This window comes from Pseudomonas sp. D3-10, from assembly GCF_051132175.1.
Lineage (GTDB): Bacteria > Pseudomonadota > Gammaproteobacteria > Pseudomonadales > Pseudomonadaceae > Aquipseudomonas.
In genome coordinates, this window is the sequence record NZ_CP071668.1 from 4,064,898 (window position 1) to 4,090,757 (window position 25,860).

Sequence of the window (25,860 nt, forward strand, 5' to 3'; positions counted from 1 at the left end):
ATCAACTGATATCGAACAGCTTGTCGAAATTGGAAATCGCGAGGATTTTCTTGACGTCGCTGCTGCTGTTGACGACGCGGATATCCGATTCGTCGCCACCGGCATGGTCACGCAACAGCAGGAGCATGCCCAAGGCAGAGCTATCTAGGTAAGTGGCCTCTTTCAGATCCACCACGATGGACTCGGGTTTCGTGTTGAGTTTTTCATAGGACTCACGAAACTCCTGATGCCGGCCAAAATCGAAGCGGCCCTTGATCGAGATCGTCAGTTTTTGCCCATCAGGAGATACTTCGGTAACGACAGACATATTCACTTCCTTGTCGTGGACATACGTGTACAAGGTTTAGCACCTGGTAGAGGTCTGAGCAAGGTTTCAAATCGCCTGCCCGACAAAACTCTACCGCCAATATCAATACGGGTCCTGGCGCGGCAAGCGCTGGGACAATTCATCCAGCAGTTTCTGCTCACGCTTATCCTCCAATTGCCGCGCCTCGTCGATGTAACGCTGTACCAGTTTGCGCAGCCCCTCGACTCGGGCGAACGCTTCCTGCCAACTCTGGCGAGCCTTCTCGAGATTGTTCTGGTGCCAGACCAGGCTTTGGCGCTGCTGATCGATGGCGGTGCCCAATTGCGCCAGGAACCCCTGGTAACCCAACAACCACTGTCCGGAAACGCCGTGACTGCCACGGGCAATCCACTGTTCCTGGTATTCCAGACGAAAATTCTCCAGGTCAGCCAGCTTGCTTTCAGCAACAGCCACTTGCCCCTGGAAATACGCCAACCGCTGTACAGCGGTTTTCTCAGCCTTTTCCGCCATGTCCACCACCGGTGCCAGGCGCGCCGCACGACTCGTGGCCATGATCGGTTACGTGCCGGAGACTGGGGCGAAAATGGTTTGCAGGTGCGCTTCGCTGGCGCCCATGCCGATGCTGTCATTCAGCGCCTGGCGCAGATACACCGCCATGGCCGGATAGAGGTTGATGGCCGTGTCGGTTTCGCGATCGCCGCCAGGCACATAGGCACCTACGCTGATCAGGTCGCGACTCTGCTGGTAACGGGACCAGTACTGCTTGAACTGTTGCGCCCGCTTCATGTGCTCGGGGCTGATCACCGATGGCATGACCCGGCTGATCGACGCTTCGATGTCGATGGCGGGGTAATGTCCTTCTTCCGCCAGACGCCGGGACAATACGATATGGCCGTCGAGCACACCACGGGCCGAGTCGGCGATCGGATCCTGTTGGTCGTCGCCCTCGGACAGCACGGTGTAGAACGCGGTGATGGAGCCACCGCCCTTCTCCGCGTTTCCGGCGCGTTCCACCAATTTCGGCAGCTTGGCGAAGACTGAAGGCGGATACCCTTTGGTCGCCGGAGGTTCGCCGATGGCCAGGGCGATTTCCCGCTGGGCCTGGGCGAAACGGGTCAGTGAGTCCATCAGCAACAGGACATTCTTGCCCTTGTCGCGGAAATATTCAGCGATACGCGTGCAGTACATGGCGGCACGCAGGCGCATCAATGGCGCATCGTCCGCCGGCGAAGCCACCACCACGGAACGTTTGAGCCCTTCTTCGCCGAGGATGTGCTCGATGAATTCCTTCACCTCGCGACCCCGCTCGCCGATCAAGCCCACCACGATGATGTCGGCTTCGGTAAAGCGGGTCATCATGCCCAGCAGCACACTCTTGCCCACACCAGTACCGGCGAACAGGCCCAGGCGCTGGCCGCGTCCAACCGTCAACAAACCGTTGATGCAACGAATGCCCACGTCCAGCGGTACGCTGATGGGGTCGCGCTTGAGCGGGTTGATCGTCGGGCCATCCATCGGCACCCAATCTTCAGCCTTCATACCGCCCTTGCCGTCCAGGGCCCGTCCAGCGCCATCCAGCACCCGGCCGAGCATGCTCATGCCCATGGGCAGGCGACCGGTATCGGCCAGCGGTACCACGCGGGCACCCGGGGCGATGCCGGCGACACTGCCCACCGGCATCAGGAATACCTTGCTGCCGGAGAAACCCATGACCTCGGCTTCGACCTGCACCGGGTGATAACTGTCATCGTTGATCACCAGGCAACGACTGCCCATGGCGGCACGCAAGCCTTCCGCCTCAAGGGTCAGGCCGACCATACGCAGCAGGCGACCTTCCAGGATCGGTTGGCCGGCCAGTTCGGTGGCCTCGGCGTAGCTGCCCAGGCGCTTGCCAAAGCTGGTTCGCTCAAGGCGCATCGCGGCTGTCCGTTGCGCCAACAAGCGGTTCGTCACCGTCCGGATCGACGATGACAGCGGCCTTGGGTTCGTCCGGCAGATCCAGGCTGAGGTCGGCCGGAGCCGGATGCAGGGCCTGTTCGTGCAGTTGGTCAAAGAGTTTCGCCATGATCTGGCTGATGCGCGTCTCGATTGTCGCGTCGATGCGGCTGTGCTCGGTTTCTACGCGGCAACCGCCCGGCAGCAGGGACTCGTCCTCGACGATGCGCCAGGTTTCCTCGTGGCGCTCGCGCAGGGCCTTCACCAGTTCGAAGTCCTGAGGATTGATGTACAGCCGCACGTTGCCCACGCCCAGCGGCAGCAGCTTGAGGGCTTCGCGCATGACGTGTTCGATCTGGCTCGAATCGATCGCCAGCTCGCGCTGGATCACTTGGCGGGTGATGTGCTGCACCAGCCCGACCAATGACTTTTCGATCTGGGTGTCCTGCTCGGCGATGGGCTCGAACAGATTGAGCATCAGTGATTCCAACGCACGCAGCTTCGCCGTCAGCGCCACGTCGGCTTCCTGGCGAACCTTGATCGTCGTGCTGTGGAAACCTTCTTTCTCGCCAATGGCGAAGCCTTCGTTGTAGGCCTCCTGACGAATGCTCTCGACTTCTTCGAGGGTCAGTGGCTGGACTTCCTCCAGCGGCACCTCCTCCATCTCCGGCAGTTCTTCCACCGGCTCCGGCTCGGGCTCGGGCACGAAGGGGTCGAAACTGGGCAGCGACCAGACGTCGAAACCTCCGACGTCCCGGGCGCGGATCAGGTCGCTGGGTGCATCATCACTCTTGGCAGACATAACGACCTTAGATCATCTCTTCGCCGCCCTTGCCACCGAGCACGATTTCTCCGGCTTCGGCCATACGGCGGGCGATGGTGAGGATTTCCTTCTGTGCGGTTTCCACGTCGCTGACGCGCACCGGGCCCTTGGCCTCGAGGTCGTCGCGCAACAGTTCGGCCGCTCGTTTGGACATGTTCTTGAAGATCTTCTCCTTGACGCCTTCGTCCGAACCCTTGAGGGCCAGGACCAGAACGTCGGAGGACACTTCGCGCAACAGAGCCTGGATACCACGATCGTCGACATCGGCCAGGTTGTTGAACACGAACATGAGGTCTTCGATCTGACCGGACAGGTCTTCGTCGACTTCGCGAATCGAGTCCATCAGTTGACCTTCGATCGAACTGTCGAGGAAGTTCATGATGTCCGCCGCGCGTTTGATACCGCCCAAGGTGGTGCGCGAGGCATTGGAGTTGCCCGAGAACTGCTTCTCGAGAATCTGGTTCAGTTCTTTCAGGGCCGCCGGCTGCACGGTGTTCAACGACGACACACGCAGGATGATATCGAGGCGAACCTTATGGTCGAAGTTGCCCAGCACTTCGCCGGCCTGGTCCGGGTCGAGGTACGCCACCACGATCGCCTGGATCTGGGGGTGTTCGTAACGGATCACGTCGGCAACCGCGCGCGGCTCCATCCACTTGAGGCTGTCCAGGCCGCTGGTGTTGCCACCCAGCAGAATCCGGTCGATCAGGCCGTTGGCCTTGTCCTCGCCCAGGGCCTGGGTGAGCATCTTGCGCACGTAGTCGTCGGAACCGACGCCCAGGCTGGTCTGGTCGCCGACGATGTCGACGAACTCGCTCATGACCTGCTCGACCTGCTCGCGATGGACATTGCCCATCTGGGCCATGGCCACGCCAACGCGCTGGACCTCTTTGGGCCCCATGTGACGCAGCACTTGGGCGGCGTCGGTCGAACCCAGGGACAGCAGCAGGATCGCGGCTTTGTCGACCCGGGACAATTTGGCAACAGCGGCTCGATTATCACTCATCTGCGTTAATCCACTCTTTCACGACCTGGGCCACACGACCCGGATCTTCTGCCACCAGACTCTTGATGGCGTTCAACTGAGCGTCGTAGCCTTCGCTCGGGCTTGGCAGCAGGATGCTCTGCGGCCCGCCGAGGCTGACGCGATCGTTGGCCAATTCGCCATCCAGGCCGCCCATGCCTCCCAGCTCTACATCGCCCAAGCCTGCCAACTGCTTGTTCTTGCCGCCACCGGTGATGTTGTTCAGCACCGGGCGCAACACGCCGAATACCAGTATCAGGATGAACAACACACCCAATACTTGCTTGACCACATCCCAGAACCAGGGTTGCGAATAAAACGGAATGTCGGCGATTTCTTCACCGCGCTCCAGGGAGAACGGCACGTTGATCACGCTGACGCTGTCGCCACGGCTGGCGTCGAAACCAACGGCGTCCTGCACCAGGCGAGTGAAGCGCGCCAATTCGTCGGCGCTCCACGGCGCGCGGCTGGTTTCGCCGTTGGCCGGGTTGATCTTGACCTGATCGTCCACGACGACGGCGACCGACAGGCGATTCAAACGGCCCTGCTGCTGCTTGGTGTGGCTGATGGAACGGTCGAGCTCGAAGTTCTTGGTGGATTGTTGACGCTTGTCGGCCGGGTACGGCGCAAGCATCGGCTGGCCGGTGGCCGGGTCCATGATCTGTTGGCCGTTGGCATCGATCAGCGGCTGGCCGGGCTGCACCATGCCCGCGGCGGCGGTGGCGCCACCGGTGGTTTGCGGCGCGCTGGCCGGCGACGGCGGCTGGTTGCTCAGGGCACCCGGCACGCCTTGCGGTCCATTGCTGGCGGTACGCTGTTCGTTCACCGACTGCTCGCTGCGCAACGCGGGTTGATCCGGGTTGAATTGCTCGGAGGTCGATTCGACCGCACTGAAATCCACGTCCGCCGAGACTTCGGCCTTGTAGCGGCCATTGCCCAGGATAGGTTGCAGGATGTTATGCACCCGCTGGGTGAACATGCCTTCCATGCGGCGGCTGTAATCGTATTGCTTGCCGGCCATGGTCAGTTCGGAGTTTTCCGCCTGGTCGGACAGCAGGTTGCCCTTCTGGTCGACCACGGTGATTTGCGACTTGCTCAGTTCGGGAACGCTGGTCGCCACCAGGTTGATGATGGCAACGACTTGGCCTGGCTCCAGGGAGCGGCCGGAATACAGTTCAACCAGTACCGAAGCACTCGGCTTGCGCTCATCGCGCACGAACACCGAGCTTTTCGGGATCGCCAAGTGCACACGGGCAGCCTTGACGTTGTTGAGGCTGGAGATGGTGCGCGCCAGTTCGCCTTCCAGGCCGCGACGATAACGAGTCGCTTCCATGAACTGGCTGGTGCCCAGGCCCTGGTCCTTGTCCAGAATCTCGAAACCGATGTTGCCATCGGTCGGTGTCACGCCAGCGGCAGCGAGCTTGAGGCGCGCGCGCGCCACGTCGTCGGCCTTGACCAGCAAGGCGCCAGAATTGGGTTCAACGGTGTAGGGAATGTCGGCAGAAGCCAGGGTTTCCATGACCTGCTTGGCGTCCATGCCTTCCAGGCTACCGTACAACGGACGGTAGTCTGGCTGCTGGGACCACAACACGACGGCGAAACCAATCGCCACGCTGGCAGCCAGGCCGACCAACAGGCCAACCTGACGCAGCATGGTCATCTCGGAGAGGTTTTCCAGGAAAGACAGACCGAACAACGGCGGTTTGCCGTCTACCGGAGTGGCCTTGGCTGGAACGTTATCAACGGCTGCTTCTGCCATGACTCAATAGTTTCCTTAGACCGGCATCTGCATGATGTCTTGGTAGGCTTGAACCAGTTTGTTACGTACCTGGGTCAACGCCTGAAACGAGACACTGGCTTTCTGCGAAGAGATCATTACATCCGTCAGGTCGACGCCACTTTTACCAATCTCGAAAGCACTGGCCAACTGGTTCGAAGCCTGCTGGGTATCGTTCACTTTATTGACGGCCTGACCGAGCATGTCGGAAAAGCTGCTGCCACCCACCTGGGGGACCGCTACCGATTTCGGCTGGGCCATGGCGTCCATTTGCATGGACCGCATGTCCAACATCAATCGATTAAATTCAATACCTTGGCTCATGGTCTATTCTCTCTGGCGGCCCGCATTTTTTTGACACTTACTCAGCGGGTACGTAGGTGTTAGCAACAAGGGTGCCAGCTCGATGGCCGTAAAAAACAAATGCATGCGCGAGCTCATCCGGACTCATGTGGGAGCGAGCCTGCTCGCGATAGCGGTCTGTCAGTCAACATCTACATCGCCTGAATCACCGCCTTCGCGAGCAGGGCTCGCTCCCACAGATTTAGAGGTGCAACTGCTTGGATCAATGATTCAACTGGCGAAAAGGTAAGCCTCCACATCCATCCCGGCATCACGCATTTGCGCCAACTTGTAGCGCAGGGTTCGGGGACTGATGCCGAGGCGTTCGGCCGCTTCCTTGCGACGGCCGCGCTCGGCGCGCAGGGTGTCGATGATCATCTGGAATTCGCGACGACGCAGATCGTCCTCCAACGCACCGGCTGATTCGGCTACCTCGACCGGAGGCACTACCGGCGCCAGCGGCGGTACCGGCAAAGGCGCACAAGCCACCGGACCGGCCAGGCAGAAATCCTCGGGCTGGATCAAGCCGCCCTGCTGCAGGATCAGCGCCCGCTGGATCGCGTTATCCAGTTCCCGGACGTTACCGGGCCAGGGATACCCGATCAGGCAAGCCTGTGCCTCGGCGGACAGGCGCGCCGTTGCGTGCTTCATTTTATTGACGTGCTTGGCCAGCAGACGCTCGGCCAGCGGCAGGATATCGGCGGTGCGCTCGCGTAACGGACGCCAGGCCAACGGAAAAACCGACAGCCGGTAATAAAGGTCTTCCCGGAAACGCCCCGCCGCCACTTCGCCCGCCAGGTCGCGGTTGGTCGTCGCGACCACCCGGATGTCCAGGCTGATGGGCTTGCGCGCGCCGACCCGCTCCACTTCTCGCTCCTGCAACACCCGCAGCAATTTTGCCTGCAGGCCCAGGGGCATCTCAGAGATTTCATCCAGCAGGATGGTGCCGCCATCCGCCTGTTCGAACTTGCCAGCCTGGGCCGCGATGGCGCCGGTGAACGAACCCTTTTCGTGGCCGAACAATGTTGCTTCGAGCATGTTGTCGGGAATCGCCGCGCAGTTGATGGCAATGAACGGCTCGCTGGCGCGACGGGACTGCTGGTGAATATAACGGGCCAAGACTTCCTTGCCCGTACCGGACTCACCGGAAATCAATACGGTTGAATCGCTGCGTGCCACCCGCGCGGCCAATTCCAGCAGCTGCGCACTGGCTGGCTCGATCGCCACCGGGCCTTCACCTTCAACGGCAAGGCTTCCCAGGGCATGGCGCGCCACCAGGTCCAGCAGCGCCTTGGGCTCGAACGGCTTGACCAGATAGTCCGCCGCCCCCTGGCGCATGGCATCCACTGCTCGTTCGACCGCACCGTGGGCCGTCATCAACAGGACTGGCAATTGAGGCTGGCGCGCCCGCAGTAAACCGAGCAACTGATGGCCGTCCATGCCCGGCATATTGACGTCGCTGACCACCAGGCTGAACGGCTCACGGGCGACCGCCAACAACGCCTCCTCCGCCGAACCGACGACGGCATGATCATGCCCGGCCAACAGCAGTGTATCGGCGAGCGCCTCGCGCAGGGCACGATCGTCCTCCACCAGCAAAACCTTGATTGCCATTGCCTTCACTCCACCCTTGGCACACTGGAAAACAGCGGCAGGAGGACCAGCGCACACGTGCCGCGCCCCGGCCGCGAGCGCAACTGCAATTCACCCTGATGGGCCCGCGCCACGGCCTTGACCACGGTCAGACCGAGGCCCGTCCCGGTGGTCTTGGTGGTGAAAAAAGGCTCACCCAGGCGGGTCAACACGGCTGGATCGATGCCGCTGCCGTTGTCGCTGACACACAGGCGCAACGTGCTGCCACGGGTGTATAGGTGGACTTTCAGGCGAACGTCGCCGTCGCCCGCCTGGATCGCGTTTTCAATCAGGTTCAATACCGCGCCCACCAGCGTGTCGCGGTTGCACAGGACTTCGCCCGCGCGGCTGTCACACTGCCAGCGGATCGGCAAACCCTGTACGTGGGTCGACGCTGCGGCCTGCAAGGATTGCAGCAACGCCTTGGGCGTCACGCGGTCGGTCAACGGCAATTCGCCGCGGGCGAACACCAGCATGTCGCGGACCTGGTGCTCCAGCTCATGCAAGCGTTCCTTCAGGCGGCCGGCGAAGCGCTGCTGGGTATCCATCGGCAGTTGCTGTTCAGTCAAATGACTGGCGTAGAGCAACGCGGCGGACAGCGGCGTACGGATCTGATGGGCCAGCGACGCCACCATCCGCCCAAGGGAAGACAGCCGCTCGTGGCGAGCCAGCTGATCTTGCAGGTGACGGGTTTCAGTCAGGTCGTTGAGCAGCACCAACTGCCCGGGCTCGGCGTCAAGCGAACGGGTCGAGATAGAAAGGCGTCGACCGTCCTTGAGGGAAATCTCATGGCCGTCATCTTCGCGAGGAGCGAAGCAGCGGGCAATCACATGCCGCCACAGCTCGCCCTCCAATGGCAGGCCGAGCAGCTCGCACGCTGCCGGGTTGGCTTCGCGCACGAAACCGTGCTCATCAATGACAATGACGCCGCCAGGCAAGAGGTCGAGGAGGTTTTGCAGCCGATTGGCCAGGCGTTCTTTTTCCGCCAACTCCTGCATGCGCTGAGCGCTGACCACCGCCAGCTCACCCTTGAGCTCGGTGACCCGGGCTTCGAGCAGGCTGTAGGAGTCGGATAACTGGCTGGAGACCTGGTTAAACAGCGAAAACGCCTGCTCAAGTCCAAGCCGGCTAGCCTGCTCGGCGGACGGCATGAGTCCCGGCTCAGGGACAGGAGACATCAGGGCGGCTTGGGTCATCGTGCTCTCTCGCTTGGCTGACCGTCAGTTAAACGGAACGTTGCGAGGGCAGTAGCAATACCCGTGCCGAAAAAAAACCGCCCAGAAATCAGGCGGTTGTAAAACAGGCGTCAATCATCCGCCTGTTCATCGCCTTCGCGACGGCTCATGCCGTACTTGCGCATTTTTTCCACCAGTGTCGTGCGACGGATGCGCAGGCGTTCCGCCGCGCGGGCGACGATGCCGTTGGCATCGTCGAGTGCCTGCTGGATGAGGCCCTGCTCCAGGCCTCCCAGATAATCCTTCAGATCCAGGCCTTCCGGCGGCAGCATGGCGTTACTGGTGAAGTCCGGCGTATGGCCATTGATCGCTACGCGCTCTTCCAAGTCGCTGCGCAAGCTGTCGACCATCTGCTCGTCTTCGTCGTCGACGTAGCGGAACTTCTTCGGCAACTCGGCCACGCCGATCACGCCGTAGGGGTGCATGATCGCCATGCGCTCCACTAGGTTGGCCAACTCGCGGACGTTGCCCGGCCAGCCATGGCGGCAGAGGGACATGATCGCCGCGGAGTTGAAGCGGATCGAACCGCGCTTCTCATGCTCCATGCGCGAGATCAATTCGTTCATCAGCAGCGGGATGTCTTCGACCCGCTCACGCAGCGGCGCCATTTCGATCGGGAATACGTTGAGGCGGTAATAGAGATCCTCGCGGAAACTGCCGACCTCGATCATGCTTTCCAGATTCTTGTGAGTCGCGGCGATGATCCGCACGTCGACGCTCTGGGTCTTGTTGCTGCCCACGCGTTCAAAGGTGCGCTCTTGCAGCACGCGCAGCAGCTTGACCTGCATCGGCAGCGGCATGTCGCCGATTTCATCGAGGAACAGCGTGCCGCCGTTAGCCAATTCGAAACGCCCGGCGCGACTGGTAATTGCGCCGGTGAAGGCGCCCTTCTCGTGGCCGAACAATTCGCTTTCCAGCAACTCGGCTGGGATCGCCCCGCAGTTGACCGGCACGAACGGCGCTTCGCGGCGCTTGGAATGGTAATGCAGGTTGCGCGCGACCACTTCCTTGCCGGTGCCGGACTCGCCCAGGATCAGCACGCTGGCGTCGGTGTCGGCCACCTGCTGCATCATCTGGCGCACGTGCTGGATCGCACGGCTGGTGCCGACAAGGCTGCGGAAAAGATTGGGTTCACGATGCCGGCCGCGTTCACGGGCCTGGTCATACATTTCGCGATAAACCTGGGCACGGTGCAGCGAATCAAGCAATTTGCTGTAGCTGGGCGGCATTTCCAAGGTGGAAAGTACCCGGCGGCGCTGGTCTTCCGGCAGGTCTAGGGAAGAATTTTCGCCCATCAGCAAAACGGGAAGGAACTCATCCCAGGTTGAGAGTGTCTTTAGCAAGCCCAAAAGCGATGCGGGGGCATTTACGGTCCCGATAAGGACGCAAATGACTTCACGGCTGGACGACAATGAGCCGACAGCCTGCTGCCAGTCATGGCTGCCGCAGGGTAAATTTTCTTCGCCGAGAAAATTAAGGATCACCGCCAGGTCGCGGCGGCGGACGCTATCGTCATCGATCAGGAGAATTTTGGTTTCACGCCACATGCAATAGCAACTTCCCTAGTCAACTCAGTGCCCGAATTTGGGGGCAAGCTAGACGCTTGCAGACTTGTCATGCCTGTAGACGCCTGAAATCTGTAAACAGCCACTAGTTAAGTCAAAAAATCGTGCACAGTCAAATTTATGGCGCACTTTGTTCGGATTAAATGAAAATTAAATCATCCGAACAGGTTGTAAACCTTCGCCGCATTCTGTGACTGATGAATCTGCGACATTTCGTTCACTAGCGCCTGACGCTCCCCCGTCGCGGCATCCAGCAACTGCCGATACACGCCAAGCAACTCTTCCAGGTTGTTACGCAACGCCGCCTCGTCCACCTCGGACTCGCCCATGACGTCTTCCATGCAGGAACGGCACGCCAGATCCAATTGACCGATGGCCTCCCAATTGCGCTCAGCCAGGGCATCAACCAGGGCATCTCGGGTTTGTTCTATGCGCTGCAAGACAAGACTCATGAGCTTATTCCTCAGAATTGCGGGCCAGGTGGCGCGATACCGTCCCAGCCTTCCTTGACCGTGCGCAGTAGATCAGCGACTTCGTCGAGGATCTTCGGATCGGTCTTGGCGTTGGCTTCGGCGAGACGTTTCATCATGTAGGTGTAAAGAGCATCCAACTCGGCTACCGACTCGGCCTGGTTTTCCAGATCCAAGCCTTCACGCAGGCCACCCACGATACCGATGGCCTTACTGATCAGTACGCCTTTGTTGGCTATGTCCTTGCGCTCCATAGCGCCCTTGGCCTGGGCGATACGGTCCAACCCACCTTCCATGAGCATCTGCACGAGACGATGGGGACTTGCTTCGGAGGTTTGCGCCTGGGCGCCAATCTTCTGGTATTGGCGAAGGGCTAACATCGGATTCATGTTCTACCTCATCAAAAACTTCGGTTCGTATAAACAGCGTATCGACGCTGTGTCAAAAAACTTTAGACCGAAAAGCCGAAAGCCCGGAGCGTTGTCAAAACGCTGCCGGGCTTTTTGTATCGGTCGAAAATCAGCTGTTCTTCTGTTGGGCCGTCATCGCTTCAAACATCGAGGTGATGTTACTGGCAGTGGCTTTCAGCTTGCCGACGAGGGTATCCATGTCGTTGTACTTTTTGGTCAGTACGGCGGTGAGGGTTTCGATGCGGCGATCAAGAGCCTGCTGATCTTCGAACAGCTTCGTCTTGATGATGTCGAGGTTCTTGGAGCGAGTAGTCAGGATAGCCTCTGAGCCCCCGATACCGCCCACACCCGTTTTGCCTTCAGTGTACGGCTTGATGGCGTTATCCATGCGCTCAAGCAGGCCATTCTCACCTACAAACAGTGTCTGGATCTCCCCACCCAACTGTTTGTCATTCAACGCAGAGGTGAATTTCCCACTGTCGAAATCCAGAGCCCCGGTCGTCTGATTGGTGGTGATTCCCAACTGAGAAAGAACCGTCAGCTTGTCACCTGCCCCGGTCTCAGACAAAGGCGCGCGAATGGCCGCCAAAAGCGAGCGAGGCAACGAGTCACCGGTCAAGGCCGCTGGAACCGAGTTACCCTCAGCATCTGTGGTCGGCTTGGTCAGGGACGTCACGGCCTTAGCAACAGCATTATAAGCGTCGACGAACTTCTGGATCGAAGCTTTAAGGCCGTCGGCGTTGGTAGCGACAGTAACGACTGTCGGGCCAGTGTCCTCGACGAGTAACGTCATGCTCAAGCCCGAGACCACGTTATCCAGCTTGTTGGTCGGGCTGGTCATTGCCAAGCCGTCAACAGTGAAAATAGCGTCCTTGGCAAACCCCAGCGACCCCGAAGAAGTCGCGGTGGGTGATGAGGCCATGGCTACGGAGCCATCAGCTGCGAGGCTGGCAATGCCGCTGAGGGAGATATCGTTACCCGCACCGGTTTTAGTCGAGCCGACCACCAGGCGTGAACCAAAGCTGTCGGTCACGATGTTGGCGGTCAGACCGCTGGACGAGTACTTACTGTTGATGGCGTCCCGAACCGACTGCAGCGTCGAATCAGCAGGTATATCAAGGGTGTAATCCGTGTCTCCTTGACTGATGGTCAGCGTACCGGTCTCCACAGCACTGGAAGCACCACCGGCGAAAGCAGCCGTCGCAACTTTCGACGAGGTTGCCAACTGAGTAACGTTTACCGTGTAAGTGCCGCTAACCGCCGAGTTGCCGGCTGTCACCGTCAACGCGCTGGTGTTGGCCGAAGTCGCGGAAACCCCGGTAAATTGAGGCGTAGTCGTGCTGCCCAGGCTTTTCAGCGTGGATTGGAAGGTAGCCAACAGCGACTTCAGGGTGCCGATCCCCGAAATATTGGCCGTATTGATCTTGGTGGCACGATCAATCTGACCTTGCTTGGCCGCTTTGTCAGAATCAACCAGTGCCTTGACGATAGCAGTGGTATCAAGGCCAGAGCCTAAACCCAAGCCAGGTAGAATTGGACTTGCCATGTGGGACTCCCTTCAGTGTGTCGCCGGCCTTTTGACCTTTACAACGTCCAAAAGAACATAACAACAGAATTCGTGCCGGTTGTCAGGCTTCAGCGCTGAACAACAAGCTGTTTGCATCATTCAAACTGTTGGCCAGTTTCAGAACTTCTTCGTTCGGGATCTGGCGAATCACTTCACCGGAACCACTGGCGATTACTTTGACCACTACTTTGCCTGAAGGCTCATCGATAGAGAACTCCAGGTTACGCTTGACCGACTGAACGAACTTCTCGATTTCCTGAACGGCTTTCTTGAGTTTGTCCTGCTCGGCAGCAGCATCCTTAGGGACTTCTTTGACCGGAGCTACCACAGCCATCTCGGCCCGAGGCTTCTCCACCGGCTTATCGGCCACACTAGGCGCCGGTTTCGCCGCCGGATAAGACAAGTTCAGCTTCACGCTCATATCCATGTCCATCACCTCTTGAACGGAAAAAGCGAGAGAGTACGCAAGCGCACTCCCCCGCTAAAACTCATCCGACTATTACTGAAGCAGCTTCAGTACAGCGGACGGCAGTTGGTTAGCCTGGGCCAGAACCGAAGTGGAAGCTTGCTGCAGAGTCTGCTGCTTGGTCAGCTGGGCAGTTTCAGCAGCGAAGTCGGTGTCTTGTACGCGACCCAGTGCAGCGGCGGCGTTTTCGTTCACGTTCTGCAGGTTGGAGATGGTGCTGGTCAGACGGTTTTGTGCAGCACCGAGGTCAGCACGGCTGGCGTTGATAGTTGCCAGAGCAGCGTCGATCGCGTCGATTGCAGCAGCGGTGCTTGCTTCAGCAGTGGCGCTACTGTTACCAGTGATCGCGATTGCAGCAGAATCAACACTCAGAGTTGCAGCATCGAAGCCACTGTCCAGAGTCAAAGTGATCTGGTTGGTAGCGCCAGTGTTGGAACCGACCTGGAAGGTCATGGTGCCAGCAGTACCATCGATCAGATTCTTACCGTTCAGGTTGGTCGATTCGGCGATACGAGTCAGCTCGTCGGACATCTGAGCAAATTCTTTGTTCAGAGCCACACGGTCAGCAGTACCGTTGGAGTCGTTTCGTGCCTGTACGGCCAGTTCACGCATACGCTGCAGAATGTTGGTGGATTCCTGCAGAGCGCCTTCAGCGGTCTGAGCGATGGAGATACCATCGTTGGCGTTCTTGATCGCAACAGTCTGACCGCGGATTTGCGAAGTCATACGGGTAGCGATCTGCAGGCCGGCGGCGTCGTCTTTAGCGCTGTTGATTTTCAGGCCGGAGGACAGACGAGTCATCGAAGTGGAGAGAGCATCGGAAGCCCGGTTCAGGTTCTTCTGAACGTTCAACGATGTGACGTTGGTGTTTACTGTTAAAGCCATGACGAATTCCTCGTTGGTTGGGTACTGCGGCTTCCGGCCCTGGCAACCGCCGGGTGTGGCCTAGAGAACCTTCGTAATAGTTATCGTCGTATTCGGAACTTGCTTTAGCAGATTTTTCAAAAATTTTGCCATCAGGGTGCCACCCCTCGTAAATCAAGGACTTGGCTGCGATTCAAGGGTGAAAAAATGGCGTCAGGGAAACGCCGCTGACGTCGCTGGAAGCGCTTGACAGCGGGGAAGCTGCGAAAAGTAGCTAGATGGAGTGACCAGCGGTCAGCAGCTGGACCCACTCGTACTCAAGATAATCGGCCAGCGAAATCCAATTCTGCGCCTGTTGATCATCGAGCATCAGGGCAAGCAGCGCGTTCCACGACGAGACGACATCGCCTGGCATCCGTTCGACCAGGGGCTGCGCCGACTCGATCAGCGTGACCATCGCCAACCCCGCCTCAACATCCCGCCCTAGTCGAAACAGGCGCGCGCATGCGCGGCCATCAATGAGTGCCTCATCAAGCGTGGTCATTGCACGTACTCCGGATGGAAATCGGTGCCGACGATCATCGCCCCGTCCCGACTGCTGTTGAAGAAGCGTACGTTGGGGTGCCTGGCAATGAAACGCTCCAGTTCACAGAGGTAGCTGCGAAAGTTGAGCTGGGTCTTGACGCGCCGTCCATGCCCATCGAGCACCCAATGCCTTGACGCCCCCAACTGCGGCCCCAAATCGCCATCGCCCCATCCTGCGTGAGTCTTGTCATGGGGGAAGGCAAAATCGGCACCAAACAGCGTGATTTGCGCAGCGCCCATTTGCACCGCTAAATCGACCGCTGGATGAATCACGCTCCCGCCCACATGAAGTTCGGCCCGGCAGAGTCGCTCACGCATCTGGCGGTAGACGGGACTGGAGGAATAACCGGCGTAGCGCGGCCCCCGCCATGCCTGAATCACTAAGGGGTCGGCCATGGGCAGATAAACCAGGGCAATGCCTTCGGTTTGCTCAGGCGGAAGATGACGCCCCGAGATACGCTGGTCGATGCTGACCACGACATCAGGACGGATGCCGTGATTGATCAACGGTCGGTAAGCCGTATCGACACAAATCAACAACGGTCGCTCAGCTCGCTCGCTCACGCGGCGCAGCCTGTCGAAATGGTGCTCAAGGCTCGGGCCGGTGGCAACGACGAACACCTCACGCCCCTGGAATGCGCCGAACAGCTCGGCAACATCGCGGTCGCCCTGTACAAGATTGAACGTCGATTGCAGCCGCTCGACGACCTCGGGAGCCTTGGGGTCGAACGTTCGGTTGGTGAAGTCCAGATGAACTTCACTGATCAACCGATCGCGAATCTTGGCACTGTAATCATCGGCCAGTACCAGCTCGGCGGGGAGTGCGAAGAATGGCAGCTGGATTTCCGTCAGATCTCCCGCGTAGAGCAATACCACCCTGGGATCGGCAAGCCATGGCATCTGATCCAGCACCTGCAATACCAACGCAAACACCGCGCCATTGAGCACATGAACATACAACCGCTCGAGCCCTGCCCGTTCCAGCAAACGGTTTTGCAGGTCGCCCAGCCCGGTTCCGTAGACGTGCACGACGCAAGCGTCCAAAGGCAGACTGGCGGCTTGCAGCTCCGCCTCGGCAAGACGGTCATGTCGGCTGGTCAGTTGGATTCCATTGATACTCAGGGTCGAACCAATGCCCTCCACCAGATCAGCTTGCAATCTACCCACGTCTTCCAGCAGCAAGCGCTCGGCCAGGGCCGGCCAACGCTGCTGGATGATCTGGAGATTGCGCTCGAAGAACTCGCTCATGGTGTCTCGCCTTCGCGTCAGGCAAAAAAATAGCGTCCAAGATTACACCTTGGACGCTATTTTTGTGCCTGGGTTTTATAGATTCACGGGCGATAGATGATCGCCGACCCCCATGACAGACCTACGCCAAAGCCACTCAACGCGACCCGTTTCCAGTCGGAATCGAGCACGTGCTTTTCGAGCAGCAACGGAATACTCGACGACACGGTGTTGCCGGTCTCGACCATGTCCTTGATGAACTTCTCCGGCTCGCCTTCGAAACGCCGCGCCACGGCATCGACGATTGCGGCGCTGCCTTGATGAATGCAGAACGCATCGATGTCACTGGGTTGCAGATCGGAATCGGCGAGCAGCTCATGCAAATGAGCCGGCACCTTGAGCAAGGCGAAGTTGAACACCTGGCGACCGTTCATGAAAAACACGCCGTCGCTGACCTTCAGGTGCGGCGCACCGGAACCGTCCGTACCAAACTTGGCCTTGCCCAGTTGCCACGGCGCATCCTCGCCCATCCACGTCGCCGTGGCGGCATCACCGAACAGCATCGTGGTGTTGCGATCTTCCGGGTCGACGATTTTCGAGTATGGGTCGGCGGTTACCAACAGGCCATTCTTCAGGCCAGCGGCTTCCATGAAGCCCTTGATGGCGTAGATGCCATAGACATAACCCGAGCAACCCAGGGATATATCGAACGCCGCTACGCTGGTGGGCAGGCCGAGCTTGTCCTGGACGATAGCCGCCGTGTGGGGCAAGCCTTCTTCATCGCCGTTCTGGGTGACGACGATCAGCACGTCAATGGATTCGCGCTTCAGATCGGGATTATTGGCAAACAGCGCATTGGCCGCTTCGACGCACAGATCCGAGGTTTCCTGGCCGTCATCCTTGCGTGGCAAGAAGGCGGAACCGATCTTGCCGAGGATGAACTCTTCATCCTTTTCAAATTTTGCACCTTGTGCGTAATTGTCCACGCCGGCTACAGGAACGTAGCTCGCAATGCTTTTTATGCCAATCATTACGGCTTCCCAATCAAAAACAGCCCAATACCACCGCTCGCAAGGAATCGAGGGGCGCCGACAAACGGGAAGTGTAAAGGGCTATCACCGGTCCTGATAAGGGCCAGGCGCCATCTTCCCGGTCAATACAATACAGTGAAGATGCGCGTTATGACTCGCAGGTCACGCTAAATTGCCGAATAAGCCCATTGAGAAGCTATTCAACCAATGACCAGGACAGCGCCGTGCCACGCTTGATTGCCTGGCGGGCACGACGACCCATTAAGGAATCCAGATGTTTGGGCGCCAACCCGAGCCCCGGACGGATGGCCCGGACGTTCTGCGACGTGAACACTTCGCCGGTGGCCATGTCCTGCGTAGCGTACAGCGAACGACGATAGACCAGCGATTTCTGCTCGGCCTCGGTCACGCCATAGCGCACCTGTCCCATGGCCTGCCAGGCGCGCTCGGTTTCGATCACCAGCGCTGCCAGCTCTGCCGGTTCCAGGGAGAAACTGGCGTCCACGCCGCCAGCGGCACGGTCAAGGGTGAAATGCTTTTCCACGACGGTCGCCCCCAGCGCCACCGCGGCCACGGATACCCCGACGCCCATGGAGTGGTCCGACAAACCTACCTCACAGCCGAACAACTCCCGCAGATGAGGGATGGTGCGCACGTTGCTATTGGCCGGCGTCGCCGGGTAGGTGCTGGTGCACTTGAGCAGCACCAAATCCTTGCAACCAGCCTGGCGCGCGGCACGCACGGTTTCGTCGAGTTCGGCGATGCTGGCCATGCCGGTGGAGATAATCAACGGCTTGCCGGTGGCAGCGACCCGGCGAATCAGAGGCAAGTCAGTGTTTTCGAAACTGGCGATCTTGTAGGCCGGCACATCCAGGCTTTCCAGGAAGTCCACCGCCGTTTCGTCGAACGGGGTCGAGAACGCTAGCATCCCCAGCGCCTTGGCCCGGGCAAAAATCGGCGCGTGCCATTCCCACGGCGTATGAGCTTTTTCGTACAAATCATAAAGGGATGTTCCAGCCCAAAGGCTGCTGGGGTCCCTGATGAAGAACTCCCCTTCGCTCAGATCTAACGTCATGGTATCGGCGGTGTAGGTCTGCAGCTTCAAAGCGTGAGCACCGGCTCGGGCAGCGGCTTCGACGATCTGCAAGGCCACCTCCAGGGATTGGTTATGGTTGCCGCTCATCTCGGCAATGATGAAAGGCGGCGCGTCAGCCCCGATGCTGCGCTGACCGATCTTGAAACTACTCATGAATTTCTTCCTTCAATACGCGGGTAAACACGCATGTGCCCTGACTGAAACCTGCCTGGCGGAACAACGCCAGAGACGCTTGGTTAGCGGGCAGGATCTGAGCGGTAAAGCTGCGCAGTTGCGGCCAATGGACGGTAGCAAACGCCTCACCACGGGCCAGCAATGCCCTGCCCCACCCCAACCCCAGGCGGTTCTTGAACAAATAAATCGATACCAGCGCTTCGCTGCCTTGCAGGTCATAACGCAATACACCGACGGGTCCGTCGGACGCTTCGCCAACCAACAACAAGCGCTGTGGATTGACCAGACTGGCTTGCAGCCATTGGCAATGACGATCCCAGTCGACGGGCGACTGATCCAGCGATACGCGGCGCACGACCTCGGCATTACGCCCCTCGAAAAGCAAACGGGCGTCGGCTCGCGTGGCCGGACGAACCCGCAGCAAGGCACCAGCCAGTGCAACGGCTACGCGCAAGGCACCCAGGCCATCGACCAATTGCCGGGAGTGCTGCGCAAGACTCTGACGCAACCCCTGGTTATCCACGACAAAGCCGATAGCCTGGCGCAACTGTTCAACGGTGACGCTTTCTCTGCACCCGAGATAGACATGGGCACCGAACGTCGCCATGACATCGCTGTTGGCCTGCTGGTTGTTCGATACCGCGATACAGATCGTGGGCAACCCCATGGCGGCCCGCTCCCAACTGGTTCCGCCACCGGCCCCGATGAACAGATCGGCCTCCAGCATGAGCTGATGAAAATCGCTGACGAAGCTGTGCAATCGCCAGTGGGGTCGGCTCGCCGCCATCCGTTGCATCCGAGCCCAGGCCGGGTTGTCCGCACCGGCGACAAAATCCACTTCCAGCTCGGGGTAAGCCACCAGCGCCAGCATTGCGTGATGGGTCTGCATCGCCGCATCGAAACCGCCGAAATTGACGAGTACGCGCCTGACCTTCTTTTTTATCTCAATCGCCCCGCAACGAAACTCATCGCGCAACAACGCGTAACGCGGTCCCAGCAGCGTCCGGCAATGCTCAGGCAACAATCCTTCATACGCAGCTTGCGTGCCGGACAGATTCTGATTGAGCAAGAGGTCAGCGCTGTAAGTCCGAGTCGCCAGGTCATCCAATGCCATGATCCGAGGCGCGAAGCGCCGGGCCGCAGTCTGCCAACGTTGATCCAGACCATAGTGGTCAACAATGACCCAGTCGAAGCCGGGCCGCTCGGCCAACGCTTGTTCCAACGCATCGATATCCGCTTGCCAGGGCAGCAACGATTCGATGGCCTGTTGCGGATCTTCCCCGCGATAAAGGTCCGGCAGGGCGAACGTTTCGAAGCCCTCGGCCGTCAGAGCGTGCAGACGATGCCCAACAAGCAGCCGACAAGCAAACGCGACGTGCACGCCTTGCTCGCGCAGGGCTCGCGCCAGGGTCAGGCAACGGGCAATGTGCCCGCTGCCGATGATTGGCGAAGCATCGGCGCGAATCAGCACTCTCATTGCAATTCACCGCCCGCTCTCAAAGCGGCGTAGAGATACTCGGCGCGCTTCCAGTCCTCGGCTGTGTCGATGTCTTGCACCAGATGACGAGGCAGCACAACCGGCAGGCTTTTCGACGAAAACAACGTATCGCCACGCAACCAGGCGTCCCGACGCCCCCAATAGAATTGGCCGGCGTCCTGGAAAGCTTCAGCCAGGTCCTGGGAGCGCGTATCGCGAAATTGCGGATACAGTGGGGTCAACGCGCCCTGCTCATCCAACGTCAAGGCGCGCTGTACGGGAAAACCGAAAATGCTCACGGAAAACGCGAACGACTTGTCCGGATGGCCGCGCAGCAAGTCAATGCCCTCACGTAAAAACCGCGCTTGCAACAGCGGCGCCGTGGCGTAGATGCAACAGGCGAAATCGAACGAGCGCTCACGTAGCTCACCCAGGGCGTGAACCATCACCGCCGCCGTCCCGGTGAAATCATCCGCCAGCGCGGCTGGTCGCAAGAACGGCACTTGCGCACCATGAGCCATCGCCAATTCAGCAATTTCTTCGTCATCGGTACTGACAATCACCCCGTTGAAAAGTCCCGAGTCCAACGCCGTGCGAATCGAGCGGGCAATCATGGGCACGCCATCGAACGGCTTCAGGTTCTTGCGAGGAATGCGCTTGCTGCCGCCACGGGCGGGAATGATCGCGATTGCGCTCACGCGTCGTTACTCCTCAAGCAATCGTTGCAGTTGCCCCATCACATAGTCCTGCTGTTCATCACTGAGTGAAGGAAACATCGGCAAGCTGATGGCCTCGGCGTAAAAACGCTCAGCCTGTGGATAGTCTCCAGGGGCAAATCCCAGTTCGCGGTAATACGGCTGCAGGTGAACCGGTATGTAGTGCAGGTTCACGCCGATCCCTGCCGCACGCAAGCCTTCGAAGATCTGGCGATGATCCAGGGATATCTCGTCGAGCCGCAAGCGCACTACATACAAATGCCAAGCCGATTCGGCCTCGGGTTGCAAACCGGGCAAGGTCAGTGGCAAACCATTCAGCAAGCGGTTATAGCGCGCCGCCAGTGCACGACGGCGGGCGATGAAACGTTCAAGCTTATCCAACTGGGAAAGCCCCAGGGCAGCTTGGAGATCCGTGATCCGGTAATTGAATCCCAACTCCACCTGCTGGTAGTACCAAGGCCCATGGCTGGGCTCGCTCATCTGTTCAGCGTCACGGGTCATCCCATGGCTGCGCAGACGTCGCAGGCGCTGCGCCAGCTCCGGGCGATTGGTCAAGACCATCCCACCTTCGGCGCTGGTAATAATTTTCACTGGGTGGAAACTGAACACCGTCATGTCCGCAAATTCGCCACACCCCACCGGCCTGCCGGCATAAGACGCGCCCACCGCGTGAGAGGCATCTTCAATGACCGTGAACCCGTAGCGCTCGGACAAGCGAGCCACTTCACGCATGTCACAGCTTTGCCCGGAGAACGCTACCGCCACCAACACGTTGGGCAGGGTCCCATCACGCTCGGCTTTTTCAAGCTTTGCGGCCAGGGCAACGGCATCCAGGTTCCAGGTCAGCGGATCGATATCGACGAAATCCACCTGCGCGCCGCAATATCGGCCGCAGTTGGCCGAGGCCAGGAAGGTATTGGGTGTGGTCCACAAACGATCCCCCGGCCCAAGCCCCGCCGCCAGGCAAGCGATGTGCAGCGCAGCGGTCGCGTTGCACACCGCCACGGCATGGCCGGCCTGGCAGCGGCGCGCCATGGCCTGTTCAAAACGCTCGATCGCAGGCCCTTGCGTCAGCCAATCGGACTGCAACACGGCGACGACGGCATCGATGTCAGCTTGATCGAGGCTTTGCCGACCGTAGGGAATCATACCGACAGCCGGGCGTGCAGATCGGCGATCTGCTCCACCGACAAAAAGTGTGGATTGGTGTCAGAGCGATACTCGAAGTCTTCCGCAACTGGCGTGCCTCGTTCGCCCAAATTGTCCATAGCGAAATCCACGTCCACGCTGGTGAAGCGAATCGATGGCTGGATCGTATAGTGATCGGTGAACTCGATGGTCATGCGCGCGTCGTCCAGCGGCACCATTAACTCGTGCAGCTTTTCACCGGGCCGGATGCCCACGTTCTTATGAGGCAGATGCCTGGCCATGCCCGACGCCAAGTCGACGATGCGAATCGACGGGATCTTCGGCACGAACACTTCACCGCCATGCATGCGGGCGAAACTGTCGAGCACAAACTGCACGCCGTGATCGAGGGTGATCCAGAAGCGGGTCATGCGCTCATCGGTGATCGGCAACTCCGTGGCCCCCTCGGCAATAAGCTTGCTAAAGAACGGCACCACCGAGCCCCGCGAGCCCGCAACGTTGCCATAGCGCACCACGGCGAAGCGGGTCTGCTGTTCACCCGCGATATTGTTGGCGGCGACGAACAGTTTGTCCGACAGCAATTTGGTCGCGCCGTACAGATTGATCGGGCTGGCCGCTTTGTCGGTGGACAGCGCAACGACCTTTTTCACGCCATTGTCGATGGCCGCAGCGATGATGTTTTCTGCGCCATTGACGTTGGTACGAATGCATTCGGTGGGATTGTATTCCGCCGCCGGCACCTGTTTGAGCGCCGCCGCATGCACCACGTAATCAATCCCGCGCATGGCCTGGCGCAGGCGATCGGCGTCGCGCACGTCCCCCAGGAAATAACGCATGCACGGAGCATTGAAGGTTTGTTGCATCTCGTACTGCTTGAGTTCGTCTCGGGAAAACACCACCACGCGCTTGGGCTGGTATTGCTCGAGCAACCGGCGGATAAAATTGCGCCCGAACGAACCGGTACCGCCTGAGATGAAAATCGATTTACCGTTGAACATACCTGATTCCTTTTGCCTGGCAGGCTTATGCGAGCAACCGGGCCCAGTCGACAGCCGTGGCGGTGCCCAACGCAAAACCGGTGTCGGTCAAGGCCAGGTTCGGATTACGGGCCGCGTCATGTTGGAAGCGTGCCTGCCACTTGTCGCGCAAGGCAATCACCGCCTCGGGTGCCGCGGAAACCGTACCGGCGTGCAGCATCTGCGCCTGGGGTGTCCAGACCGTGAGATAGCCTGCGTCAGCTACTTTCAGACAAAGGTCGACGTCGGCAAAGGCCTCGGCGAAATGTTCTTCGTCCAGGCCGCCTACGGCTTCGAACAAATCCTTACGGATCATCAGGCAAACGCCGGACACCGCAGAGTAGTTCTGTTCCGCCTGATGGCCATTGAGATAACCCTTGGCGTCCTTGCGTTCACCAACGAACACCGAGGCCACCTGGCCATCGGGCTTGAGCACCAGGCCAGCCTGGGTGGTGATGCCGCGAATATCCATCTGTTTGCTGCCGACGATCCCCACTTCCGGTCGCTGGGCCTGGTTGAGCAAGCTGTCGAGCCAGTTGGCGTTGATCACTTGCACCTCGGCCGACAACAGCACCAGGTATTCACCCTTCGCCTGGGCGCTCGCCCAGTTGTACAGAGCCGACGCACTCAAGCGCCGATCGCTGCGCAGGATACGGATCCGATCGCCTTTGCCTTCCAGGCTGTCGAGCCACTGGGCCATTGCTTCGGACTGGCTATGATTATCTGCGATCAGGATTTCATGGCGATGATAACGGGTACGCTGCAGCACGCTGACCAGCGCCTGTTGAATCTGTTCGAAGTTGTCCCGGCTTTCGAGAATGATCGATACCAACGGCCGCTCGGCATGCTGGTAGTCGATTTGATAGGTCAGCGGTTGCGCCGAGGTGACCTGGGCACGATAACCCCGGGCCGCCAAGTGGCGCGTCAGTACTTGACGCTCCTGGGCATTTTCCTCTTGCGCCGGGGCATTGCAGATCAGCAACGGCTCGGACAGATGCGCCAGGCCGGCAAGCCCCGCCTCTTCGATCAGACGCAACAACACGTCCAACTCCAACGCCTGGGTGTATTCAGGCGTAAAACCGCGTGCCTGTACCAGCACGTCACGACGAATCAGCCAATGCCGCGCCATCAGCGAAGGCACCGATTGCAGGAAGTCAAGATTGACGCCAGGACGGAACACATCGACCAGGCTGCCGTCGGCCTTACGCTGGATTTCGTCCATGGCCACGGCACGCACGCCATCAGCGCCGATCAGTTCAAGACTGGCGCGCAGCAGACCGCTTTCGGTGAACTGGTCGCCAGCCTCGGCCAGTACCATCCAGTCGGCGGAGGACTGCCCGATGATCTGGTTGATGCGCTCGACATAATTGCCAGTGCTGACTTTGACGAAGTGCACGGTGTCGCGCACGGTGGTGGTCGCCGGCAGGTCGCCGGTGGTGAAGACCACCACGTTGAACGCCTTGCTATGACCGTTGACCAGGCTGTCGAAGGTAGCCTGCAGCTTGAACATGTCAGCGTCCAGGTCCAGCAACAAGATGCCGAACCGCGGGCCGCCTTGATGCTCGGCCAGGTGCGCCGCGATGGACTTGAGCTGCTGCGCATCTGGATTACGCGCCTCAAGCCAATTTAACAAACGGCCGGAGTGCATGTTTTCCAGTAACCGGCGCTCTTGCTGACCCGGCACCGAGTCCAGGCGCTCGGCCCAGGCCTGCAGTTTCACTGCCTCATCAGGCTCATCGCTGCTTTTCAACGACTCGGCCAGGCGCTTGATCACGGTGCGGTTGAACGCGTACAGGCCTTGGGCTTCCCACAGACGGCTGCGTAGGGTGCGCTCGTTATCGTTTGGTTGCACACGCATCAGCTCATGCTGACGCAGCAGAATGCCTTCCAATTGTTGAAGCTGAAGGCGGCCGGCTGGCATGGCATGCAGCAGGAATTCAAAGTGAGTCAGAAGATCGAAGACCCGTTGATTGTAGAAAGGCATTTCAACAAATTGCTGTGGGCCAAACGAACGAACCGGCTCACCACCGGCCTCCAACCAGGCCGAGCGGATAATCTGCGTGCCCTTGAGCGAACGCCCTTGCTGCAGGCAGTCGGCCATGGCCGCAAAACTGTCCAGGGCAATCTGCTTGATGCGTTCCGGAGCCTGCTCGCTGAGCTGGGTCGGCACCGATGCCAGGAACTCGGCGAACTGCTCACGCTCGGCGACGCTTTTGGCGTCTTTGTAACTCAACACCGTCAGGACGTTGGTGTTGTGTTCGGAACCGCCGTAGTTGAGTTCGCGCACGGCGAACGGAATCGGCAGGATCCGCGCCTTGGCACAAGCCAGCAAGTAAAAGGTATGGCCGATCTCCTGCCACTCGAAACTGGTGCCAGGCGGCAACATGCCGTACCACTGTTGCAGCAAGTCAGTGCGGGTCACGGCGTAGAACGGCGGCAGGAATTGATCCATGAAACGGATCACACGGTCCTCGGCCAGTTCGCTGTCGTAGTCCTCATGCACCTTGCGGTCACGACGGAAGTAGCAGACTTCTGTTGCGCAGGACAAATACATGATGCCGTAGCCGTGGCAAAGGCCGTAGTCGGGGTTGGCTTCGAGAAACTCAACCGATTCGGTCAAGGCATCATGCAGCAGGAAATCGTCGTCGGCGGCGAACACCATATAAGGCGTTTTGACCTGGTTGACACCGTAGGTCAATTTTTCCTGAAGCCCTTTGTAGGTGAACTGGGGCAAGTGGCGGTAATCGACCGACGGAAAATCCTCGGCGATCCGATCATCGCGCTCCACCGACGAGTCCAATACCAGTACCGAACACGGATAGCTGCTGTAGTAATGCAATGTGCGGCGCAGAAATGCGCTGCGGTTGTGGGAGATGACTACCACGGTGAACCGCTCGCTCAGCGGTGCCACGTTGTTTTGAAGCATATTTCGAACCTGCATATTTCCTAGTCCCCACAACCTGCCAGACGCC

24 protein-coding genes are annotated in these 25,860 nt (G+C 59.4%); all 24 read right to left on the reverse strand.

The features are described from left to right. Position 1 precedes the first annotated feature (1 nt). The 24 genes from J3P90_RS18210 to J3P90_RS18325 all read right to left on the reverse strand — a co-directional run bounded on the left by J3P90_RS18210 (position 2) and on the right by J3P90_RS18325 (position 25,829). Positions 2-307 (reverse strand): STAS domain-containing protein, encoded by a 306-nt coding sequence (locus J3P90_RS18210; protein ID WP_258648063.1) that lies wholly within the window; start codon positions 305-307, stop codon positions 2-4. 102 nt (positions 308-409) lie between these two features. Beyond that, positions 410-859 carry a flagellar export protein FliJ gene (gene fliJ / locus J3P90_RS18215; protein ID WP_003184033.1) on the reverse strand — a complete coding sequence of 150 codons (450 nt, stop codon included), beginning with the start codon at positions 857-859 and terminating at the stop codon, positions 410-412. Positions 860-865: 6 nt separating this feature from the next. Continuing rightward, complete coding sequence (gene fliI / locus J3P90_RS18220; protein ID WP_420767378.1) at positions 866-2,224, reverse strand: flagellar protein export ATPase FliI; 1,359 nt, start codon at positions 2,222-2,224, stop codon at positions 866-868. Beyond that, positions 2,214-3,044 carry a flagellar assembly protein FliH gene (gene fliH / locus J3P90_RS18225; protein WP_434610273.1) on the reverse strand — a complete coding sequence of 277 codons (831 nt, stop codon included), beginning with the start codon at positions 3,042-3,044 and terminating at the stop codon, positions 2,214-2,216. Before fliH ends, fliI begins: the two co-directional genes overlap by 11 nt. Before the next feature lie 7 nt (positions 3,045-3,051). Next, positions 3,052-4,071 carry a flagellar motor switch protein FliG gene (gene fliG, locus J3P90_RS18230; protein ID WP_007958288.1) on the reverse strand — a complete coding sequence of 340 codons (1,020 nt, stop codon included), beginning with the start codon at positions 4,069-4,071 and terminating at the stop codon, positions 3,052-3,054. Further along, positions 4,064-5,848: a flagellar basal-body MS-ring/collar protein FliF gene (fliF, locus tag J3P90_RS18235; protein ID WP_258648065.1), complete on the reverse strand. Its 1,785-nt coding sequence runs from the start codon at positions 5,846-5,848 to the stop codon at positions 4,064-4,066. Before fliF ends, fliG begins: the two co-directional genes overlap by 8 nt. Before the next feature lie 15 nt (positions 5,849-5,863). Continuing rightward, positions 5,864-6,190, reverse strand: coding sequence for a flagellar hook-basal body complex protein FliE (fliE, locus tag J3P90_RS18240; RefSeq protein ID WP_003184044.1), 327 nt, complete (start codon positions 6,188-6,190; stop codon positions 5,864-5,866). Positions 6,191-6,439: 249 nt separating this feature from the next. Then, the gene (gene fleR / locus J3P90_RS18245) at positions 6,440-7,822 is read right to left on the reverse strand and encodes a sigma-54-dependent response regulator transcription factor FleR (RefSeq protein WP_420767381.1); all 1,383 of its coding nucleotides are present in this window, start codon (positions 7,820-7,822) and stop codon (positions 6,440-6,442) included. A gap of 5 nt (positions 7,823-7,827) precedes the next feature. After that, a complete protein-coding gene (locus tag J3P90_RS18250; RefSeq protein ID WP_434563004.1) occupies positions 7,828-9,036 on the reverse strand; it encodes a sensor histidine kinase in 1,209 nt (402 codons plus the stop codon). A 110-nt stretch (positions 9,037-9,146) separates the two neighbouring features. After that, entirely contained in the window at positions 9,147-10,622 is a 1,476-nt protein-coding gene (locus J3P90_RS18255; RefSeq protein WP_434563002.1) for a sigma-54 dependent transcriptional regulator, read from the reverse strand. 173 nt (positions 10,623-10,795) lie between these two features. After that, entirely contained in the window at positions 10,796-11,092 is a 297-nt protein-coding gene (gene fliT, locus J3P90_RS18260; RefSeq protein WP_434675169.1) for a flagellar protein FliT, read from the reverse strand. Positions 11,093-11,103: 11 nt separating this feature from the next. After that, positions 11,104-11,499: a flagellar export chaperone FliS gene (gene fliS, locus J3P90_RS18265; RefSeq protein WP_092222857.1), complete on the reverse strand. Its 396-nt coding sequence runs from the start codon at positions 11,497-11,499 to the stop codon at positions 11,104-11,106. 130 nt (positions 11,500-11,629) lie between these two features. Then, a complete protein-coding gene (fliD, locus tag J3P90_RS18270; protein WP_434563000.1) occupies positions 11,630-13,066 on the reverse strand; it encodes a flagellar filament capping protein FliD in 1,437 nt (478 codons plus the stop codon). Between the two features lie 82 nt (positions 13,067-13,148). Further along, on the reverse strand, positions 13,149-13,514 hold the full coding sequence (locus tag J3P90_RS18275; protein WP_434650321.1) for a flagellar protein FlaG: 366 nt from the start codon (positions 13,512-13,514) through the stop codon (positions 13,149-13,151). Positions 13,515-13,586: 72 nt separating this feature from the next. Continuing rightward, positions 13,587-14,438: a flagellin domain-containing protein gene (locus J3P90_RS18280; protein ID WP_434562996.1), complete on the reverse strand. Its 852-nt coding sequence runs from the start codon at positions 14,436-14,438 to the stop codon at positions 13,587-13,589. Positions 14,439-14,691: 253 nt separating this feature from the next. Next, complete coding sequence (locus J3P90_RS18285) at positions 14,692-14,961, reverse strand: hypothetical protein (RefSeq protein WP_434675170.1); 270 nt, start codon at positions 14,959-14,961, stop codon at positions 14,692-14,694. Then, complete coding sequence (locus tag J3P90_RS18290) at positions 14,958-16,250, reverse strand: motility associated factor glycosyltransferase family protein (RefSeq protein ID WP_434675171.1); 1,293 nt, start codon at positions 16,248-16,250, stop codon at positions 14,958-14,960. Before J3P90_RS18290 ends, J3P90_RS18285 begins: the two co-directional genes overlap by 4 nt. Positions 16,251-16,333: 83 nt before the next feature. Then, entirely contained in the window at positions 16,334-17,260 is a 927-nt protein-coding gene (locus tag J3P90_RS18295) for a ketoacyl-ACP synthase III (RefSeq protein WP_217860066.1), read from the reverse strand. A 196-nt stretch (positions 17,261-17,456) separates the two neighbouring features. Then, positions 17,457-18,509 (reverse strand): pseudaminic acid synthase, encoded by a 1,053-nt coding sequence (pseI, locus tag J3P90_RS18300; protein ID WP_434562990.1) that lies wholly within the window; start codon positions 18,507-18,509, stop codon positions 17,457-17,459. After that, positions 18,502-20,007, reverse strand: coding sequence for a UDP-2,4-diacetamido-2,4,6-trideoxy-beta-L-altropyranose hydrolase (gene pseG / locus J3P90_RS18305; RefSeq protein ID WP_434675172.1), 1,506 nt, complete (start codon positions 20,005-20,007; stop codon positions 18,502-18,504). The genes pseI and pseG overlap by 8 nt, the downstream gene beginning before the upstream one ends. After that, positions 20,004-20,705: a pseudaminic acid cytidylyltransferase gene (gene pseF, locus J3P90_RS18310; RefSeq protein ID WP_434675173.1), complete on the reverse strand. Its 702-nt coding sequence runs from the start codon at positions 20,703-20,705 to the stop codon at positions 20,004-20,006. The genes pseG and pseF overlap by 4 nt, the downstream gene beginning before the upstream one ends. A 6-nt stretch (positions 20,706-20,711) precedes the next feature. Next, positions 20,712-21,872 (reverse strand): UDP-4-amino-4,6-dideoxy-N-acetyl-beta-L-altrosamine transaminase, encoded by a 1,161-nt coding sequence (gene pseC / locus J3P90_RS18315; protein ID WP_434675174.1) that lies wholly within the window; start codon positions 21,870-21,872, stop codon positions 20,712-20,714. Beyond that, positions 21,869-22,870 (reverse strand): UDP-N-acetylglucosamine 4,6-dehydratase (inverting), encoded by a 1,002-nt coding sequence (gene pseB / locus J3P90_RS18320; RefSeq protein WP_434562982.1) that lies wholly within the window; start codon positions 22,868-22,870, stop codon positions 21,869-21,871. Before pseB ends, pseC begins: the two co-directional genes overlap by 4 nt. Before the next feature lie 25 nt (positions 22,871-22,895). After that, entirely contained in the window at positions 22,896-25,829 is a 2,934-nt protein-coding gene (locus tag J3P90_RS18325; RefSeq protein WP_434675175.1) for a TIGR00180 family glycosyltransferase, read from the reverse strand. Between the last annotated feature and the right edge of the window lie 31 nt (positions 25,830-25,860).

Coding starts and splice junctions, on each gene's coding strand:
- fleR (WP_420767381.1), bottom strand. CDS start 7,822: ATGGCAATCAAGGTTTTGCTGGTGGAGGACGATCGTGCCCTGCGCGAG.
- pseC (WP_434675174.1), bottom strand. CDS start 21,872: ATGATTCCCTACGGTCGGCAAAGCCTCGATCAAGCTGACATCGATGCC.
- fliS (WP_092222857.1), bottom strand. CDS start 11,499: ATGAATCCGATGTTAGCCCTTCGCCAATACCAGAAGATTGGCGCCCAG.
- fliD (WP_434563000.1), bottom strand. CDS start 13,066: ATGGCAAGTCCAATTCTACCTGGCTTGGGTTTAGGCTCTGGCCTTGAT.
- pseG (WP_434675172.1), bottom strand. CDS start 20,007: ATGAGAGTGCTGATTCGCGCCGATGCTTCGCCAATCATCGGCAGCGGG.
- J3P90_RS18275 (WP_434650321.1), bottom strand. CDS start 13,514: ATGGATATGAGCGTGAAGCTGAACTTGTCTTATCCGGCGGCGAAACCG.
- J3P90_RS18290 (WP_434675171.1), bottom strand. CDS start 16,250: ATGAGCGAGTTCTTCGAGCGCAATCTCCAGATCATCCAGCAGCGTTGG.
- fliI (WP_420767378.1), bottom strand. CDS start 2,224: ATGCGCCTTGAGCGAACCAGCTTTGGCAAGCGCCTGGGCAGCTACGCC.
- fliF (WP_258648065.1), bottom strand. CDS start 5,848: ATGGCAGAAGCAGCCGTTGATAACGTTCCAGCCAAGGCCACTCCGGTA.
- J3P90_RS18285 (WP_434675170.1), bottom strand. CDS start 14,961: ATGACCACGCTTGATGAGGCACTCATTGATGGCCGCGCATGCGCGCGC.
- fliJ (WP_003184033.1), bottom strand. CDS start 859: ATGGCCACGAGTCGTGCGGCGCGCCTGGCACCGGTGGTGGACATGGCG.
- pseB (WP_434562982.1), bottom strand. CDS start 22,870: ATGTTCAACGGTAAATCGATTTTCATCTCAGGCGGTACCGGTTCGTTC.
- J3P90_RS18255 (WP_434563002.1), bottom strand. CDS start 10,622: ATGTGGCGTGAAACCAAAATTCTCCTGATCGATGACGATAGCGTCCGC.
- J3P90_RS18210 (WP_258648063.1), bottom strand. CDS start 307: ATGTCTGTCGTTACCGAAGTATCTCCTGATGGGCAAAAACTGACGATC.
- fliH (WP_434610273.1), bottom strand. CDS start 3,044: ATGTCTGCCAAGAGTGATGATGCACCCAGCGACCTGATCCGCGCCCGG.
- J3P90_RS18325 (WP_434675175.1), bottom strand. CDS start 25,829: ATGCAGGTTCGAAATATGCTTCAAAACAACGTGGCACCGCTGAGCGAG.
- J3P90_RS18250 (WP_434563004.1), bottom strand. CDS start 9,036: ATGACCCAAGCCGCCCTGATGTCTCCTGTCCCTGAGCCGGGACTCATG.
- pseI (WP_434562990.1), bottom strand. CDS start 18,509: ATGAGTAGTTTCAAGATCGGTCAGCGCAGCATCGGGGCTGACGCGCCG.
- fliT (WP_434675169.1), bottom strand. CDS start 11,092: ATGAGTCTTGTCTTGCAGCGCATAGAACAAACCCGAGATGCCCTGGTT.
- fliE (WP_003184044.1), bottom strand. CDS start 6,190: ATGAGCCAAGGTATTGAATTTAATCGATTGATGTTGGACATGCGGTCC.
- J3P90_RS18280 (WP_434562996.1), bottom strand. CDS start 14,438: ATGGCTTTAACAGTAAACACCAACGTCACATCGTTGAACGTTCAGAAG.
- fliG (WP_007958288.1), bottom strand. CDS start 4,071: ATGAGTGATAATCGAGCCGCTGTTGCCAAATTGTCCCGGGTCGACAAA.
- J3P90_RS18295 (WP_217860066.1), bottom strand. CDS start 17,260: ATGATTGGCATAAAAAGCATTGCGAGCTACGTTCCTGTAGCCGGCGTG.